Raw genomic sequence first — 16,380 nt, forward strand, 5'->3', positions numbered from 1 at the left:
GTCATGCACGCACAAGCATTAACGTTTGATCCTGCGCAGTTTCGGGAAAATCACGAAGGGAAAACCGTGGAGAAAGACCAGGTGGCTTTCAACATTGCCGTTCGTACCCTGGACTTTTGGGGATTTTCGGACGCAGAGAAAGCCGTTGTATTGGGAGATATTCCCATAGCAACCTTTCGTCGGATGAAAAGCGGCAGAATGCGATCCAAGCTGACAACAGACCGTCGCACGCGTGTTTCATTGATCCTCGGTATTCATGAAGCGTTACGAATTTTATTTTTACAGGACGCGCATAAACAGGAATGGATCAACAATTGCAACCGAGCTTTTGGCGAGAACTCACCGAAAGATGTCATGCTATCAGGCTCGCTCGTTGGTCTGTATGAGATCCGGCGTTATCTGGACGCCTCAAGGAGCTAATTGACGTTAAAGAGCAGGTTCGGTCCTTTGCCGTAGCAAGCTGTAACATCGGGGCGGCTGCGTTACTAAAACGCACTTTAATGCTTGTTTCCCCAATTTTTGGGGGAAATGATGACAAAAGCGTGCAGGTAATGATGATAACTGCTACGTACCAACATGCGAATCACATAAATGCCGCTGAATAAACGATCAGCGGATGAGAGAGAATGGCGTTTACCCCAGAAATTGTGCAAAGCGAATAAATCCCCCACAAATTGTGAGTGGTGATTAATAATTGTACGACCCTAAGCGTGAAAGCTTTGTTTTACCCCAAATTTTGTGATCAGCTCAGTGAAAAATCGTTAAAAAAGGCTTTTTCTGCACAATTAGTGGGGTAAGTTTGGGAGAGTTATTCCCATCACACCAAAGTGATCACAATTTTTGGGGTAAATTTCAAGTTCAGGAATTCAGTTTTGTCGGTTGTTCGAAATAGAATACCGAAGTCATCGTCTTTCTTGGTGCTTTTTAAACGAAAAATTTCGCCAATATCTAGAGAGCATGCATATGAGAGAATTTTTTAATAGTAATAAAAGGTGTCATTAATAGCATTTTAAATGTTTAATGTAATTTAATGTGCGCTTTAAATTTTCTGCTAGGGAAAGTTACACTCCTGGGATTTATTGGCTCGGCTCTGGTTAATTAGACTTTTTTACGCGCGACCTATAATATCAATTAAAGTGCACATTAAATATCTATGTGGAATTTATGAGAATAAAAGGTGACCTTATATGGCTTCATTTGATTCTATGTCATCGGCTGCGGTTGCTGAGGCGCTTGGGCAACGACTTAAACGTGCGCGATTGAATCAGAACCTTTCACAACAACAGGTCGCTGATACCGCAGGCTTATCTCGTCGTGCAGTCGCTAATTCGGAAAATACGGGCGCAATGAACCTTGAGACATTTATAGCAGTGCTGCATGCGTTAGGACGCGTTAGTGAGCTGGATAACTTCCTGGCAGAAGAGCCATTGTCTCCCGCTGAACTCTATAAGTTACGTGGTAAAGAGCGCCAGCGCGCTTCTGGAAAGGAGCAGATCGGTAAGACCAGCAACCCACACAGAATAAGTCATAAGGATGCTGACTGGTGATTGATGTAATTCGAGTTGAATACCAAGGCACGGTTGTTGGCTATGTATCTTATAATGACAATACTGGTTTAGGTGCATTCGAGTACGACCGACAGTTCGTTGATACTGGGATTGAGTTGTCGCCGTTAAAAATGCCACTGTCGAATAAGATTTATCAATTCCCTGGCCTGTCCGAGGAAACTTTTAAGGGAATGCCAGGGATGATTGCCGATTCACTGCCTGACGATTTTGGGAATGAGATCCTTAATGCGTGGGTTGCTTCGCAAGGGCGTGTGCCGAGTGAAATTACGCCGTTGGAGCGGCTTCAATATACAGGCAAACGCGGGATGGGGGCGTTGGAATATCTGCCTGTGAAACAGCGAGCAGGGTTTAACGGCTCTGAGCCCGTACAAATATCGCAACTCGTAGAGATTGCTCAGGAGATTGTCGATAGTCGTGAGAAGTTTAATCTTGAGCTCAGTGGTGATAATTCTGAAAATCAAGATGCCATGCGCACGCTGATGTCGGTGGGGATGAGTGCAGGTGGTGCGAGACCGAAAGCCGTTTTGGCCTTTAACGATGATTTCACGGAAGTTCGCTCGGGCCAGGCAAAGGTGCCGCAAGGTTTTACACATTACTTAATGAAGTTTGACGGTGTCAGTGAGCACAATGCAAATAAGGAAACCTTTGGCGATCCTATGGGTTACGGCGTTATGGAGTATGTGTATTACCTGATGGCGACCGATTGCGGTATTGACATGGAGCCGACCCAATTATTCACTGAGGGCGATCGCCGCCATTTTCTCACTCGTCGGTTTGACCGTCGTGGAAATGATAAGGTCCACATACAGACGCTGAACGGTTTAGCCCACGTTGACTTTAAGAAACCCGGCTCGTACTCCTATGAGGAGTTGTTTGGCGTTATTAGAGCATTGGGTTTGTCCAGGGATGCAGCGACCCAGCTGTTTCGCCGTATGGCTTTTAATATTGTCGCACGCAACCACGATGATCATGCAAAAAACTTTGCTTTTCAGTTGACGCAAGGCGGTTGGGAGCTGGCTCCAGCGTATGATGTTGCGTATTCCTACAAGCCAGGTAGTCGCTGGGTTAACAGCCATTGGATGACGCTAAATGGTAAGCGAGATAACTTTGTGAGAGATGATTTCTACAAGTTGAGAAAGTTGTCGCCACTGTTTAAAAAGAGTTTTGTGGATGAAATATTGGATGAGGTTATCAATTCAGTGAGTCGTTGGCCTGAGTTAGCAAAAGAGCATGGAGTTCCTCAGGAGCTCGCCGAGCTCATTAGGCAAAACCAGCGCTTGGCAATCTGAATTATCTATAAGCTCTTGAAATTCCGTACTTTTAGCTAAAAAGGTGTCCGGGTTTTGTTAACGACTAAAATACTAAGCGTGGAACCTCCGTTTTCCCTCAAGTTTTGTGATCAGCTCATTGACAAAAGCGTTAAAAACCTGTTCCTGCGCAATTTTCGTGATAAGTCCGGAATCGCTGTTTCGAATCACCGAAATACGCAGAGTTCATTTAATCTCTGAGTTGGCAGCTCTGTTTTCATATTTAAGTGATGAGTTAATACAGTTGTAGGCAGCATAAGTCACCACTTGTTCGCGTCAACTTTATTAATACTTATTTATTGCTGTAGATGCAGTCTTTAATTTTGTATTTTTCAAAATGTTCGCAACGATAGTCAAGGTACTCTGTTTCGTCTGCAAGTCGAAATAGAATACCGAAGTTACTGTTTTTTTTCGGTGTTTTCTACACGGAAAATCTCGTCAATATCTTCAATCGCGTACTTATCAGACTCTATATGATTTGCGAAACGCGGAATGATGATCGATATCCTATTTTTGACAACACCTTCTACTTTAGTAAGTTCAACGGCTCCCCGCAAGGTACCAGCTAAGTACTGATTTGTAACTGTGTACTCGTCATCAGCATCCGTATTTTTTTCTTCAAAGGTTAGTTCAACAATAAACCTTTCTGCGTTAACGGTGAGTTCGACAAAGTTAAAGCGCATGAGATCTTTATCATCGAACGCAGTCGTGAACGCATCGTTAATTTGCCATGTTTTATGCACTGCAATAAACATTTTGTGAGCCCTTTTTTCAAATTTTCGTCAATGGGGTCGGGCTCTAATTTGCTGAAAATTCAATCAGTTTTTTGAGCTCCCGATTGAGTCTATCGATATTGCTTTTCTTTGTCAAGTTGTTGTTTTTTAAGGAAAATAATCGCGCGTAAACTACTAAAAAATATTTTTTTCGATTAATTTATAATCACAAAAAGATGGCTGTATTCGCTTGTGATGGCTGGGAGAGATAGCGTTGATTTAATTTCACTTGGCTAGCTTCAAAGAAGACAATCCAAGTACATACTGACAAATTTACTGGCATCTGCTATAACAATTAAACAAATATTGTAAATCAATGCATCCAAGCCTGCTAAAACTTGTTGATTTTATTAAATAATTCATAAATAACAGTTTTTTATAGTTATTTTAATGCCTGCATTATCTATGCGGAATTTGATTTTTTTACCGTATTATTAGTAATAACGAGAGCTATTTAATCCATGAATGAGGTTGCCGATAACATAATTTTATCATTGAAGTCTGAACCGATGTCGGCGGCTGAGCTTGCTCGTGGTTTACGGGTTGATGCAACAACGGTTACGCGGCGGCTGAATCGATTGGGCTCACAAGTGGTGATAAAAGCAGGCGAAGGCCGTGCTACTCGCTGGCTACTGCGACGTACCTTGCCTATGCTTCCGGGACAATCTGTACTGCCAATTTATCGTGTTAATGATAATGGAAAGGCGGAGAAAATAGCGCTGTTACATATCGTATATCCGGATGACAGTTATTTGGTGGAATATTTTCGTTCGGATAACGATAACAGCAAGGTATTGTCAGAGTGGAAGTTCTATGAGTCTTTGCCATGGTGGTTATCTGATATGAGACCGCAAGGGTTTCTGGGCCGCTCCTTTGCTAAACAGCTAAGGGAGCAAGGCGAGCGTCTGGAGCCTGATCCTAATAAATGGTCGGAAGATACGGCACTTGCGGTACTAGCGAAGTTTCCGCAAGATCATGTTGGTAACCTCTTACTGGGCGATGAGGCATACTCCCGATGGTTAGAGCGTCCGCAGGAAACTGTGATCGGTCATGAGCAAGCAGGCACCAAGGCTGATGCTATAGCCCGTGGTGAGCATTTTGATTCATCGGCTAAAGGTGAACAGCCTAAATTCATTGCAAACCTTGATGAGGGAGAATGTATCGTTAAATTCTCTGGAAGGGTGATGCAAACTGAGGTTGATTCAGTCGCGAATCGGTGGGCGGATTTACTGAACTCAGAAGCACTAGCAGCTGCAGCGCTTAATGCTGTGATTTCCGACGTTGCTGCTCATAATCGCACTTTCAATATTGATGGAAGAACGTTGCTCGCTTCTCAGCGATTTGACCGAACTCGGCAGGGTGGACGAGTTGGCGTGGTATCCTTTGCGAGTTTGGATTTAGAGTTTGTGGGGCAGGCTAATGGGCATTGGCCTGACATTGCAGACGCTTTGAATCAGCAAGGTGTTATCACCGAAGAAGCGATGACGCGATGCAAGGTTGCCTGGGCTTTTGGACAACTTATCGCAAATTCCGACATGCATTTAGGTAACGTTTCCGCGCTGAATTTTGACGGGCGACCTTATGAGTTAGCGCCGGTTTATGACATGCTGCCAATGCATTACTCGCCAACCAGTGCCGGTGATTTGCCATCGGAGCCGTTTAACATACGTTTTCATCCGAATGTCCCACAGATTTGTTGGCAAACCGCCTATGCAGCGGCACATGACTTTTGGTCTCGTGTGACAGAAAGCAGTGTTATTAGTTGCCACTTTAAAAGCCTGGCAGAGCAGCAATTAAAAGTTGTTGAGGACTATGCGGCTTCGATAGAGAGGATGGCTTAAATTAAATATACCGTCAGTTTGAACGATAGGGATTTTACCTTTTCAATTAGCGGCTTCATTTAAGCTCTCTGAGCAATGGTGTCAACAACCCAAACTCTCAGCTTTTCGCCTGGTGTGAATCGACAAATGAGCCGGAATCAAAAACCGCTGGAGATTTACGAATAACCAACTTCTTTCTGATGTCGAACTGCAAGAATAATCGTTTTAATGCCATCGTAACGGTACAGTGCGACATAACCGCTCTGGCCAAAATCAATGAGCCACTCTCTAAATTCAATAGGCATATCATCCAGCGGACGGCCAATCTCAGGTTGGTAAGCCAAAATATAGACGTTCTTACGTATGCTTTTAACGGCCTCGCGAGCCACTATCGGATCGTTATCTCGCAAAAAATCATGCAGACGCTGAACATCTGCCAAGGCGGCCGGAGACCAGATCACCTGTGACACGTTGGCAGCTCGGCATCGTCACCCGATTCAAGTTTGGACAACCATTCATCGGTTTCCGTTTGTGTCAAGTGCAAGCCATTACGCTGATAATCTTCCCAGGCACGAAGTGCGTCCTGCTTAAACGCTTCTCGTTTTTCTTCTCGTTCAACATAATCCTGGATCGCCTGACGCATGATCCAATGTGCTGAACGATGACGAGTATCGGCTAAATGCTGAACGCGTTTTTTCATATCATCATTCAGTTTTACGGATGTTGCCATTCCTAACCTACCTAAGTATTAAAAGGTAATACCTTCCGATACTATCGCATAAATGTCGTGTTATCCAATGATGTTTACTGAATACCATATCAGTGTCTTTGCCGCATAATTAACGAATCGGTCTGCTCGTTACGCCTGACGGGTTCTACCCAGATTTTACGAACACATCTAAAACGAGGCGTAATATGTCTATTAGGAGTGTTCATGACCAAGGCAAAAAACTGTACACATTCGGACATCTTGCGCTAAACTACTTAAATCTGTTGTTGTGCTTGAGGAAGCAAAAGTGAATACGCTCGAAGCGATTTTTATCGGTGCCGCACCATTTGTCTTGGTAGTCGCGGTTGCACTAACACTTTTCGTTTTTCCGGGAAGTCGGAAAAGCAAAGATTAAGACACGCTCTTATCTTGATAAGGCCGGTTAAGTAGCATTTCTCAGCGCTGCGAATAGACAGCAAACACACTCGATATCAATTCTACTCATTATCAGCAGAACTATTTCTCTCAGCTTACGTTATTGCCCTCAATAATCGGGCCACTTAACCATTGCTTATCTTTAGAGTTGAGTTTGAAACTGCCAGCCGGACTTTTTGATAATAACTCGTCAAGGCTGTACTTGTTGACATGTCCCGGCTTCTCGTCTCTCGTTTTTTGTTCACTATTTGGGGGCTGACGGTTCATTCGACACTCCTTCTGTTTCAAGAGTTACCTCGGCTAGCTCTTGCGCCTGACTGGTATATTCATTGAGCCTAAGCAAAAGCTCCGACTCTTTGTGTGAAGGCTTTAATTTTTCTGCCGTTGTCTCATTCATTCCCTGCGCCTCTTTTCTAGGCAACGGATTATCGAGCGTTATTTTTAATTACCTCATTAATAGCGAATAGTCATCAGCGATGCTGTATTGGATAGTATGATGCGTCTTTAAGCTTTTCGCAAAACTCAGACTAAGTCGGTATACTCAGAGTTAAATCTAGCTAATACTCTGTTCGTTGAGCGACTATTCATAAATAGGATGAAACACTATGACAACTGGACAATTATGGCTACTGTTGATGCTAATTGTTGGATTAATAATCTTTTTTGGTATCGGTATCTGGGGTATCAATCGACTTGATGCGTCAGAGAATAACTCCCAGACGTGATTCATACGTTAACGCACTTACGGGTAAGCTTCTGACCAAAGGTACGAAAGAAAAGCCCATCAGGCCAGATAGGGGCTCTCTGTCTTCGGAGGGCTGCGTAGACAGTGATGGCCGAAGCCCTTAACCCTCTCTGAGGCAATTATTTTGGCCGGTTGTGTGGTTGGAGTTACTTTCTTACAGATCAATGGCGTTCTATGGACAAATCCTGACGGTATTTGAGCGTAGAAAAACTTTTTTCGAAGAAGTTTGTAACAAAATGTTACTTTCGGAGAGTCAGTCTAAGTAATCATTTAAAAAAGCAATAATTTTAAATAACCCTTATAAAATTAGGGGAGGTGTTAAAAGTGAGCGCTTACCATCGACTTTCATAAAAAATATTTTGTTATATACGCTGCACGATACCGTTTTCGAAAGCCGGGACTAGGTCGGCTAATTTAGCCAGACCTACGGACTTCAAAAAGCTCAAAAAAGCGATAAGCTCGTTGCAAATGCAGTTTAAAAAAACGGTTGCTATGAGACAAAAACGTTTGAAATTGAGTGAGATAACTTTTGACGTACGAAAATTTAATTTAGAAGCGGTCGCGCGCGTTAATCGCTTTATTGACGAAATTGTTGAGCGAGATTTGCTAGAGCGCATTTGTAACTCGCTGCATTGCGTGCGAGTCGCGAGACTAGGTACGAGATATATTGCGCTCGATGAAGCATTGTTACTTCGCCAACTCAGCCTGCGTTTTCATGACTTAAAGCTGACATTTGCGGTCATCAACTTTGATGACGAGCACGAATTTCACGCAGTGCTGATTGATAGCACGATCACGCAACATCTAAGTGTCACAAATTCATTCGAACTTTATGCTCATCAGAAGTTTGGAGTTAAACAATTTAAAGTAGCGGCCTTACTCCGCCTTAACCGTTGGTCCTGTGTAATTGGAGGAAGCACTGACAAGATAACGTCAGCAATCAAAAAGATGCGATTCCAAGGTGGAAAACTGTCGGTATCGAAAAATCAGGCGAGGCCGCCGCGAGCAAGTTTAAAAAACACACTTGAGGCAAGCGAAACTTTTGGCAGTGAGTTGTTTGACGATGAGTAGTGTTGGCGATAGCTTGCTTGATGAAATGATTGCGCACTTTCACTACCCACCCGAGCGCATCGTTGAGCATGCCGGCAAACTAAGCATCTTCTGTCGCTATTTTATCGACGTCAATTTAAGTTTAAGCGCATACCAGATGAATCGTTATCGCGCATTTATTGAGCGACTCGAAGCAGAGAAACAAACGAGCGTTGTAAAGCAACGCGTTAAGCGCAAAGACTTGCATTCACAGTTGCAGGAGCACCCATTTTTCTCGACCGTGTCGTTATTGCCTGATGTGTCTCAGCAATACACTGAGACACAAGACACACACCTTCTTTACGTCTTACTCGCGCACCTATGCAGTGCGCGCGGCTTTAACGACTACGCATCTTGCTTGCAGTTTTATAATGCGTTTTTAAAAGTCGACTCGTCTGAATGCTGTCGTTTTGATGAATTAAAAGCGCAGGGTATCTCGATACAATTTGCGCTTGATAGCACGTTATCAGAAGTGCGACACGAGCTGCTGGGAGTCGCGTTTAAAAACGGCAATAAAAGGTTAGACAAAGCAGCGCGCTATTTTCAGCCGCCACAGCAGCGACGAGTCGATTTAGCCACGCTTCGTAAGAATAGCATCATTGATACGGCAAACAGGCACACCCTCGCAGAAGACCGTGTTGACGGAGCTGATATTGCTTTGGTGCAAACAACAAACCAAGCGGGTGAGGAAATTGGTTGCTTTACTCAAGTGACACCGCATCTTGAGCGCACGCAATCACAACGAAAACGGGCTTATAAGGCTCAACAGTCCACTATCAGCAATGCGTTGAGAAAGCATGAGTTAGCACTTCCTTTCTCGTTTCCGAGCGCAACGGTTGGCGAGCTGCGCACAGCGCTAGAATACATCAGTCAAAGTTTTGTTTCCGGTGAACTGGAAGACGTCGATGCGAAATTAGCAAGTATTCTTTTGCGTTTGATGCTCAAAATTCTGACGTTATCGGATGTCGATGCGTTTTATTTGCAAAACGTGAGCGCGAGAAGCTCGAGTAGAAAACGTGCTGATGCGCATGACATGAAGGTGCTGCGTTACGATTTCGACAGAGCGCGAAAGCATATATTTGCGCAGCTGATATTGCCTGCCACGCTCATTGATACAAGCCTCCCTGATGCTGATTATTTATATGAAGAGAGTCGGAAGAGCTTAAAGCTAACGTTGCCGCGCCCCATCGGCAGCCTTTTGAATATTGTTTTACGCAACAAAAGCAACTCGACGGAGCGTAATGACGCTGCGCTCAGTCAAGTACTGCCTGTCGATGAAAAAGATTATCGCCGTTTTATTAATCATGCACTTAATGAAACTGGATTGAAAAAAAGAGGCGTCACACGACGCGCACTTGAAACAATATTTTTTCAGTTCGCACGAGAGCAAACACCCGAAACGTTTCTTAACTTTTTAAAAAATCAGAGTACTGTGCAGAGTCACTATATCAATGTGACGAATAAGGAGCTCGAGACAACGCTCTTAACCGCCTGGGACAATTTTGTCGGTAACGTCGGTATACGTGTTGCTGAAAAGGATACACACGAAAATAAATCAAACTCACGCTTTTCTGACTTTGCGGATAATGAGCGTCAAGGATCGGTTCGCTCTATAAAAGATGACGCGTTAACGCTTTTATACGAGCAGTTAATCAACACACTGTCACAGCAAATTGATGATAGAGCGATTGTTGACGCATTCAATAATGTCGCGCTTTATTGCTATATGCGTATCGCGACAAATGTGGCGCTAAGACCGGTATTAAAGCCCTTTCCGGCACACCATCACTTTGACAAAAGAAAAGGGTTATTAAGCGTTCGGGATAAACGCGTTCATCATAAAGACGAGCGGCGTCTTATTGTACTAAACGACGCATTGTGTCAGCTACTTTGTGCAACCAGTAGATTGTGCGACGAACTGTCTGCCCGTTTAGCGATCAAGCGGCCACCGGCTTTAGTGATGTTATTGTCTGTTGACGAGACTGGCACATTTCGCTGGGAGCATTTGTCAAAAACGCGCGTTGATGCACAAATTAAAACGCTTATTTATGATGAGGTATCCAGCCAGGCATTTCGCCATGTCGCGGCGAACGCGTTTCTTAATGCATCGCTTAATGACTTTTCTCAAACGGCGCTCAACGGCTTTATGAATCACTCGCGCTCTGGCGCCGGTTTGTTGTCGAATTACAGCCTGTTTGATATCCACCATATCACCGCTCAGCAAAGGAAGCGTATGCAACTGGACGGTGAACAAATAACAGCAAACGATGCATGCGTTCTCGATCTAATAAATCGTTTGGGAAGTGTGTTATGAGCGATTTTACTCAAACAAATATCGCCAGTGCGCTAAGCAGCTCGCATAAGCTGGTGCGGAACGAACTCGACGTTGTTTCTGCGGTATTAAATAAGCATTGCCGCGATGCGCTTAGCGCAGATACTCAGGTTGCAGAAAATTATCTACAGCGCCGAGCGCTGAGTGTTTATCAATATGCCAATACAAACGAGTTGCTTGAAGCGCTGTGGCTGAGTATGCGTGCGCTTTATCGCTTTAAAAGCGAACATCAGACGTTAACTCAGCCTGTCGAATTTCGACCTTTGAAGCAACGAGAAACGATCATTAACGAGCATAACCCTACCTTTTTGCTCCAATCATTGCTTGAGCGAGAGCTTGAAGACACAATCGCCTCATCATCGTTTCACCAATGCAGTGACACTCAGCGTTATTTGTTACACGCCTTATCAATTGCAAAGCGATCGCACATCAGCGATAGCAAAACGTTAGTGTCGGTGCTTGAGGCTAAGCAGAGCGATTTATTGTGCTTCAGCGATTTAAACAGAGCATCAGTACTCATAGAAGCGCCGCGACGTCAGCGGGTATGGTTAGACGCAGAAAGTTTGTTGCACCTACGCCAAGCGCAGTCGATTAAGGCTTCAAAAAAGCAACTTTTAAACAAGGCATTTGAGCATTGGTGGCAGAAGATAAGAGCGACAGAGCCGGCGATGGCGTCTACCGCGCTGTCGGTTGATGATGCGTTATTGGCACTTAACTTTCAGACAACACCGCTTGCTGCAATATCGCTATCAACGGTGACCACAGTATTGTCTGACGAGTCGTTGATATTGGCGCTATCAGGTCAAATTAATGAGGAGGAAATCGAGGCTCAAACGCATCATGTCAGTCGTAAACGACAACGCAAGACAGCGATTGCGGCGTTGATAGCGAATGCGTCCGGCAAAAAAAAGTTGAGTGCTGATCCTGGGATTAGACTTGCGTTTTCGCCTGAGCACCGCGCCGAGAATGTCGATCGACAGTTGATTGATGCACTGCGTCGCATTTTATGGACGTATGAAGTGCAAATGTACACACCTGGCAGAAGCGAAAAAGTGTTCAAGAGTGCGCGCTCTGCGATAGAGCAACTGCTTTCTAACGCGTTGGGTGAGGGCGGCGAGCAGGCACCATCAGTATTAGCACAACTATTAGCGCTGCATTGCGCGGATCTGTTCCTCCAAGGCAGCGCGAGCAAAAAGAAACTAAAAGCAAGCTCGATACGAAGCTATCTGTCGACGCTTACTGTGTTTTTGGTTGACACATTGAGCGAAGAAACATCGTTAGCTGACGCGCAGTCGAGTATTGATGCGCTCTATGAGCTCACGCACATTCTTGGTGATGCAATCTGTGATCTTGAAGCCGCTGATAAGCAAAGCACGGTGCTGCGATTTTTGCAGTATGTTCATGAAATATCAGAGCTTCGATTGTATGACTTTGATGAGCTTGAGCTTGCTGGTGTAACGATAGAGAGTGTCAGAGCGCACTTCATTCCAGCGCAACTATTCGACTCGACTTGTCATGCGTTTCTTGCGATGCGCTCAAGCGCGCGTGAACAAACTGCTTTAATGATGCAACTTTGCTATTACGCTGGATTAAGACGCAACGAAGCGTTATTGCTCGCAGTTGATGATATCAATGTCGAGAGCGATGTGCTTTATGTCACAAAATTTGCGGGTCGAAAAACGGCCAATGCGCCACGTAAATTGCCTCTGGCGTTACTGCCAAACTCGTTGTATCTGTCGCTTTTGAATTACGTTGAGACGCGCTCTAAAATCCATGAACGGCTTTTTGATGCGCAAGCTGTGCAAGTGCATGAGCGTGAGTTTATGGAGCTTTTGCGGAAGCAAACTCAAATTCCTGATCTCGTTGTACATTCGCTGCGTCATTGCGCAGCTAATAATTTACTGCTTGTTTTAGCGCAAGGTGCGTTTCCGTCGATCCCGGCTGCCATTGGTCGATATTTTTTGACACAACAGAATTCAGGTGGAAGTCTAACCAAAGAACGGCACGAACTTCTGTCTTCTAAGCAGTTAGAGCGCATAAAGCAGGCTTTGTTAGCGGAAGGGCGAGCGCTTAATAGTTATTTTCCAATCCTTGATTTTTTAGCGATGGCCTTAGGTCACGCGACGCCAGGGACCTCAGCGGCAAGCTACCTTCATTTTTTTGAGCTAGTGGCATTTGAATTAAGCTCTATGCGCACCTCATCGACGGATAAGAAAGTATTGCTTAATTTGTTGCCGCGGACGAACGCGCGCTTCGAGACGATCAAGCGCGTGTTTACGAGTAACAACGCAGAAAAAGCGCTATTCAAAACAGCGGCTTTTGGCTTGGTAGATGCGAGAAAATTCAAGACGCAGGTGCAACAGCCAGTTGAAACGGTAGATACGGTTATTACGTTCAGTGACTTCATTGATGCGCTCTATGATTACCAATATCGTCCCTCAAGTGATTTATCCATAAGTAAGCACTTACAACGCTATTTTGATGGATTAACTGAGCTCCCCAACCTACGTTTTTTACATGAGTTATCACCGAGAGCTTTTCCGACCTGGATCCGTTTTCAAGAGAGGATGACAACGCAGCGTTGGCTGTCGGTCGAACAAAATGCTATCAGCACGTTGAAAAGGTGTTTAGAAAACGAGACGGTCAGCAATAAGCGCGATGCCGAGCAGACACTTCGTGCATTAAGAATCTTGGGCTTAGGTGATTGCATTATGGAGCTAAATTGTGATGATGGCTCGTGGAGGTCACTTATTGAGAGAGCTGACCATCAAGTTAGGATCAAAGAAATAGAGCAAAATAAGGAGACGTTACAAGTTGAAATGCGGATAAAACCTTACCGCTTACGCTGGCCGCTCTGGGACAAGTTACAGAGTATCTTGTGCTCATTGGAGCTTTATACTGTATTTCGAAACGTTGATGATGAGACGAAGAAATGAAGTTAACGATAAACAACGATAACTTAGTGCAATCAATAGAGCTTATGATGAAGCTCTCTGAAAAAACGAGAAACAATGTTGACGTCGACTATTCGTCTGTCATGGAAGTCGACATTGAGGACGATTGTCTAATTATCGCAACCCCTAAGGGATTGGAAAAAGGCTTTTCTGAAGTTAAGCGCACACTTCTTCACAAAGAGGAAGCAAAGAGCGCATTACTTAAAATCGATTTGGCAGCCATACAGCGCTTTAGCGCACAGCTAAAGAAGCTACCGTATCTAGAGCTCGAGGTTGACTTAGAAAATGAGCAGCTGGTGCTCTCTGGTGCAACTAATTTGTCAGAAACGCTCATGCAACGGGGGCTTTTTGAAGATGAAACCATGCATAGTGAGCAGGCCGTTTATCGTATGAACGTTCAGGTGATTGAGCGTAACGAGCGGATGGAAGCAGTCGCGATGAGAGACGAATATCAGTTCTCTTATCAGATTGAGCACAAAGACATTATGTTGTTCGAACGAACGTTAAAATTAACGCGCCATTCTACCGGCGGTAATTCTGCGGTAGGAAACATATCCTTGTTTCCGCAAGGGGTAGCGTTGCTCGTCAAAGGAGAAGGGTTTCAGGTTTTCGCACGCGCATTTGCCGCTGAGTCGCACGACAATGTCAATAAAGAACCACTCCGGCTCACGCTGAGGCGGGATAAACTAGGCCTTCTGGATCATGCGCTATCGATTGTTGCCCGCCAGAGAAATAGTGGTATTAGCTTCTCTCGCTCGCAGATTGTTGTCTATTCATACTCAATGAAGTTTAGGATTGATTTGGGGGGGGCAGATAAGAAATTAACGCCGCTGAGGCTTTCAAAGCAAGACGGTAAGATCGTGGTAATGGCGAACAAGTTAATTCATGCCTTAAAAGAAATTGATGTTGCTTCTCAAAAGTACCCACTGAATTTGAAGTTAACCGGAGAGAGGGTACTGGAAGTATCGTTAGCAAACAAATCTCGTTATGCGGCTCACCGGGTCGCATTGAAAGTTGATGATGCCGCCGCATTTACTCATAAAACGATAGAGGTCAGTCGCGCGTTGATGTTTCGAGCAACCGAATTATTTGCCGACGAGGATCTGTTAATGACCTTTGAGAAAGAAAAAGAAGCGCTCATGGTAGAGTTCTCATCGAAGCAATCAAAAAGCATTGTGTTGTTAGATGCTCGACTGATCGATTCCCTTAATAAGCTCAACTAAGAAACAATCTATGTGCTCAATGGTTCCATAAGGCTTTGTTCGAAATTTGACCTTCCCTTAAAATGCTGTATATTTATACAGTATTAACTGATATATGAAGGAAGCCTGGCCATGATTCACTTGCGCACACGCCATGACAATATTCTCGAATATGATATTTGCTGCTTTGGCACGCGATTTAGAGAGTCATCACGACTGCTCGCAACGCCTGCGAATCAGAAAAAGCTGGAAAAGCACGTAAAACAGATGAATGCGGAGTTGGCCTTGGGAGTTTTTGATTATACAGAGCACTTTCCTGAGTCAAAGAAGTTAGAAAAATACGCACGACTGAGACGCGCAAAACAACCCGATCAGGTGGCACCATTATTTTCTGATTACGCGCAGCAGTGGTTCGAGCGAAAGCGTCACGAGTGGAAAGTCAGTTACTGTGAAAGCTTGGAGTCGACGTTATCCCGCTATCTTTTACCGACATTCGGTAACACCATTGTCAATGATATTACGTTAGCTCAAGTACAGCGGTTTAGAAGTAAGTTGTGTGAGCGTGTTAATAATGAAGGTGGTCGATGTTTGTCTAATAAACGAATAAATATCATTCTTGTCCCACTGATCAGTTTACTCTATCTGGCATCCGAAGAGTGGGACTTCGAGTATCCGCTAAAAAAGCTTAAGCCGCTGAGAGAAGAGCCAAGCGATCCGCGGCCCATGACCCAACAACAAGTGAAGTCGTTTCTGAGCGCAGTGCCGAGAAATTGGCACGACTACTTTTTAGTTCGTTTTCATACAGGAATGCGAAGCTGTGAAATCCATGGATTACAGCTGGAAAATATCGATTTTGAGCATCAGTTGATCCACATTCGGTTTAATTATGTGCGAGGCCGGCTAACCGACGTAAAAACACCAAAGTCCCGCCGAGACATTGTAATGACGCCAACGGTTGCCGCGGCTCTTAAACGAACAATGAATAGTAGAGTCCCAAAAGGAACTTTTGTTTTTAATTCCCAAGGAGGCAAGCCAGTAACCATGTATGAAGTGTCCAATAAAGTATGGTACCCCACACTTGAGAAAATAGGCATTGCTCCACGGACGCCCTATGTTACCAGGCATACAGCCGCCGTATTGCATCTGGCGGCTCATGAAAATCCGCTATTTGTTTCCAGACTGTTAGGGCACAGCTCAACTCGCATGCTTTATGATGTCTATGCGCCTTACGTGGTGGATGCGGTACGGAATGATGGGAGTGCCTTTGAGCGGTTAATGCAATGAATATTAAGGGGGCTGTGAAACACAATATGTAACAGAGTTGCGACCGGTAACTCTATCGTCTTTGGAGGACAAGCTTTAGCGTCTTATTGTGAAAGACTACCGTAGCTTTTTTGTTAGTTAACTTATAAAATGCTGCGATTATTGAAGTGTTTAGAAAACGCA

The 16,380-nt window shown here is 44.5% G+C and carries 14 protein-coding genes; 9 read left to right on the plus strand and 5 right to left on the minus strand.

Going from position 1 to position 16,380, the window contains the following annotated elements; all coding sequences use genetic code 11:
• The first annotated feature begins 3 nt into the window (after window positions 1–3).
• The 3 genes from U0358_RS03050 to U0358_RS03060 all read left to right on the plus strand — a co-directional run bounded on the left by U0358_RS03050 (window position 4) and on the right by U0358_RS03060 (window position 2,857).
• Window positions 4–420, plus strand: a complete 417-nt coding sequence (locus U0358_RS03050) for an MbcA/ParS/Xre antitoxin family protein (protein ID WP_322407003.1) — start codon at window positions 4–6, stop codon at window positions 418–420.
• Window positions 421–1,187: 767 nt separating this feature from the next.
• Window positions 1,188–1,547 (plus strand): helix-turn-helix transcriptional regulator, encoded by a 360-nt coding sequence (locus U0358_RS03055; protein ID WP_322407004.1) that lies wholly within the window; start codon window positions 1,188–1,190, stop codon window positions 1,545–1,547.
• Window positions 1,544–2,857, plus strand: coding sequence for a type II toxin-antitoxin system HipA family toxin (locus U0358_RS03060; protein ID WP_322407005.1), 1,314 nt, complete (start codon window positions 1,544–1,546; stop codon window positions 2,855–2,857). Before U0358_RS03055 ends, U0358_RS03060 begins: the two co-directional genes overlap by 4 nt.
• Before the next feature lie 416 nt (window positions 2,858–3,273).
• Here the strand turns inward: U0358_RS03060 and U0358_RS03065 are convergent, their stop codons facing one another.
• The gene (locus U0358_RS03065) at window positions 3,274–3,630 is read right to left on the minus strand and encodes a hypothetical protein (protein WP_322407006.1); all 357 of its coding nucleotides are present in this window, start codon (window positions 3,628–3,630) and stop codon (window positions 3,274–3,276) included.
• 479 nt (window positions 3,631–4,109) lie between these two features.
• Between U0358_RS03065 and yjjJ the strand changes: the two genes are divergently transcribed.
• Complete coding sequence (gene yjjJ, locus U0358_RS03070; RefSeq protein ID WP_322407007.1) at window positions 4,110–5,489, plus strand: type II toxin-antitoxin system HipA family toxin YjjJ; 1,380 nt, start codon at window positions 4,110–4,112, stop codon at window positions 5,487–5,489.
• A gap of 155 nt (window positions 5,490–5,644) precedes the next feature.
• On the opposite strand, the gene U0358_RS03075 is transcribed toward yjjJ, so the two are convergent.
• The 4 genes from U0358_RS03075 to U0358_RS03090 all read right to left on the minus strand — a co-directional run bounded on the left by U0358_RS03075 (window position 5,645) and on the right by U0358_RS03090 (window position 7,009).
• Window positions 5,645–5,938 (minus strand): type II toxin-antitoxin system RelE/ParE family toxin, encoded by a 294-nt coding sequence (locus tag U0358_RS03075; protein WP_322407009.1) that lies wholly within the window; start codon window positions 5,936–5,938, stop codon window positions 5,645–5,647.
• Entirely contained in the window at window positions 5,926–6,198 is a 273-nt protein-coding gene (locus tag U0358_RS03080) for a CopG family ribbon-helix-helix protein (RefSeq protein ID WP_322407010.1), read from the minus strand. The genes U0358_RS03075 and U0358_RS03080 overlap by 13 nt, the downstream gene beginning before the upstream one ends.
• A 504-nt stretch (window positions 6,199–6,702) precedes the next feature.
• Complete coding sequence (locus U0358_RS03085; protein ID WP_322407011.1) at window positions 6,703–6,879, minus strand: hypothetical protein; 177 nt, start codon at window positions 6,877–6,879, stop codon at window positions 6,703–6,705.
• Window positions 6,857–7,009 (minus strand): hypothetical protein, encoded by a 153-nt coding sequence (locus U0358_RS03090; RefSeq protein ID WP_322407012.1) that lies wholly within the window; start codon window positions 7,007–7,009, stop codon window positions 6,857–6,859. The genes U0358_RS03085 and U0358_RS03090 overlap by 23 nt, the downstream gene beginning before the upstream one ends.
• Window positions 7,010–7,825: 816 nt before the next feature.
• On the opposite strand from U0358_RS03090, the gene U0358_RS03095 reads away from it, so the two are divergent.
• The 5 genes from U0358_RS03095 (at window position 7,826) to U0358_RS03115 (ending at window position 16,218) form a co-directional block, all read left to right on the plus strand.
• Window positions 7,826–8,428 (plus strand): hypothetical protein, encoded by a 603-nt coding sequence (locus U0358_RS03095; RefSeq protein WP_322407014.1) that lies wholly within the window; start codon window positions 7,826–7,828, stop codon window positions 8,426–8,428.
• A complete protein-coding gene (locus U0358_RS03100; RefSeq protein ID WP_322407015.1) occupies window positions 8,421–10,760 on the plus strand; it encodes a hypothetical protein in 2,340 nt (779 codons plus the stop codon). The genes U0358_RS03095 and U0358_RS03100 overlap by 8 nt, the downstream gene beginning before the upstream one ends.
• Complete coding sequence (locus U0358_RS03105) at window positions 10,757–13,714, plus strand: tyrosine-type recombinase/integrase (RefSeq protein WP_322407016.1); 2,958 nt, start codon at window positions 10,757–10,759, stop codon at window positions 13,712–13,714. The genes U0358_RS03100 and U0358_RS03105 overlap by 4 nt, the downstream gene beginning before the upstream one ends.
• Window positions 13,711–14,955 carry a hypothetical protein gene (locus tag U0358_RS03110; RefSeq protein WP_322407017.1) on the plus strand — a complete coding sequence of 415 codons (1,245 nt, stop codon included), beginning with the start codon at window positions 13,711–13,713 and terminating at the stop codon, window positions 14,953–14,955. Before U0358_RS03105 ends, U0358_RS03110 begins: the two co-directional genes overlap by 4 nt.
• 111 nt (window positions 14,956–15,066) lie before the next feature.
• On the plus strand, window positions 15,067–16,218 hold the full coding sequence (locus tag U0358_RS03115; protein WP_322407018.1) for a tyrosine-type recombinase/integrase: 1,152 nt from the start codon (window positions 15,067–15,069) through the stop codon (window positions 16,216–16,218).
• Window positions 16,219–16,380: the final 162 nt, after the last annotated feature.

This window comes from Idiomarina sp. PL1-037 (assembly GCF_034422975.1).
In the GTDB taxonomy this organism is placed as follows: Bacteria; Pseudomonadota; Gammaproteobacteria; order Enterobacterales; family Alteromonadaceae; genus Idiomarina.

Coding starts and splice junctions, on each gene's coding strand:
- U0358_RS03050 (WP_322407003.1), top strand. CDS start 4: ATGCACGCACAAGCATTAACGTTTGATCCTGCGCAGTTTCGGGAAAAT.
- U0358_RS03090 (WP_322407012.1), bottom strand. CDS start 7,009: ATGAATGAGACAACGGCAGAAAAATTAAAGCCTTCACACAAAGAGTCG.
- yjjJ (WP_322407007.1), top strand. CDS start 4,110: ATGAATGAGGTTGCCGATAACATAATTTTATCATTGAAGTCTGAACCG.
- U0358_RS03080 (WP_322407010.1), bottom strand. CDS start 6,198: ATGGCAACATCCGTAAAACTGAATGATGATATGAAAAAACGCGTTCAG.
- U0358_RS03065 (WP_322407006.1), bottom strand. CDS start 3,630: ATGTTTATTGCAGTGCATAAAACATGGCAAATTAACGATGCGTTCACG.
- U0358_RS03085 (WP_322407011.1), bottom strand. CDS start 6,879: ATGAACCGTCAGCCCCCAAATAGTGAACAAAAAACGAGAGACGAGAAG.
- U0358_RS03095 (WP_322407014.1), top strand. CDS start 7,826: ATGCAGTTTAAAAAAACGGTTGCTATGAGACAAAAACGTTTGAAATTG.
- U0358_RS03105 (WP_322407016.1), top strand. CDS start 10,757: ATGAGCGATTTTACTCAAACAAATATCGCCAGTGCGCTAAGCAGCTCG.
- U0358_RS03110 (WP_322407017.1), top strand. CDS start 13,711: ATGAAGTTAACGATAAACAACGATAACTTAGTGCAATCAATAGAGCTT.
- U0358_RS03100 (WP_322407015.1), top strand. CDS start 8,421: ATGAGTAGTGTTGGCGATAGCTTGCTTGATGAAATGATTGCGCACTTT.
- U0358_RS03055 (WP_322407004.1), top strand. CDS start 1,188: ATGGCTTCATTTGATTCTATGTCATCGGCTGCGGTTGCTGAGGCGCTT.
- U0358_RS03115 (WP_322407018.1), top strand. CDS start 15,067: ATGATTCACTTGCGCACACGCCATGACAATATTCTCGAATATGATATT.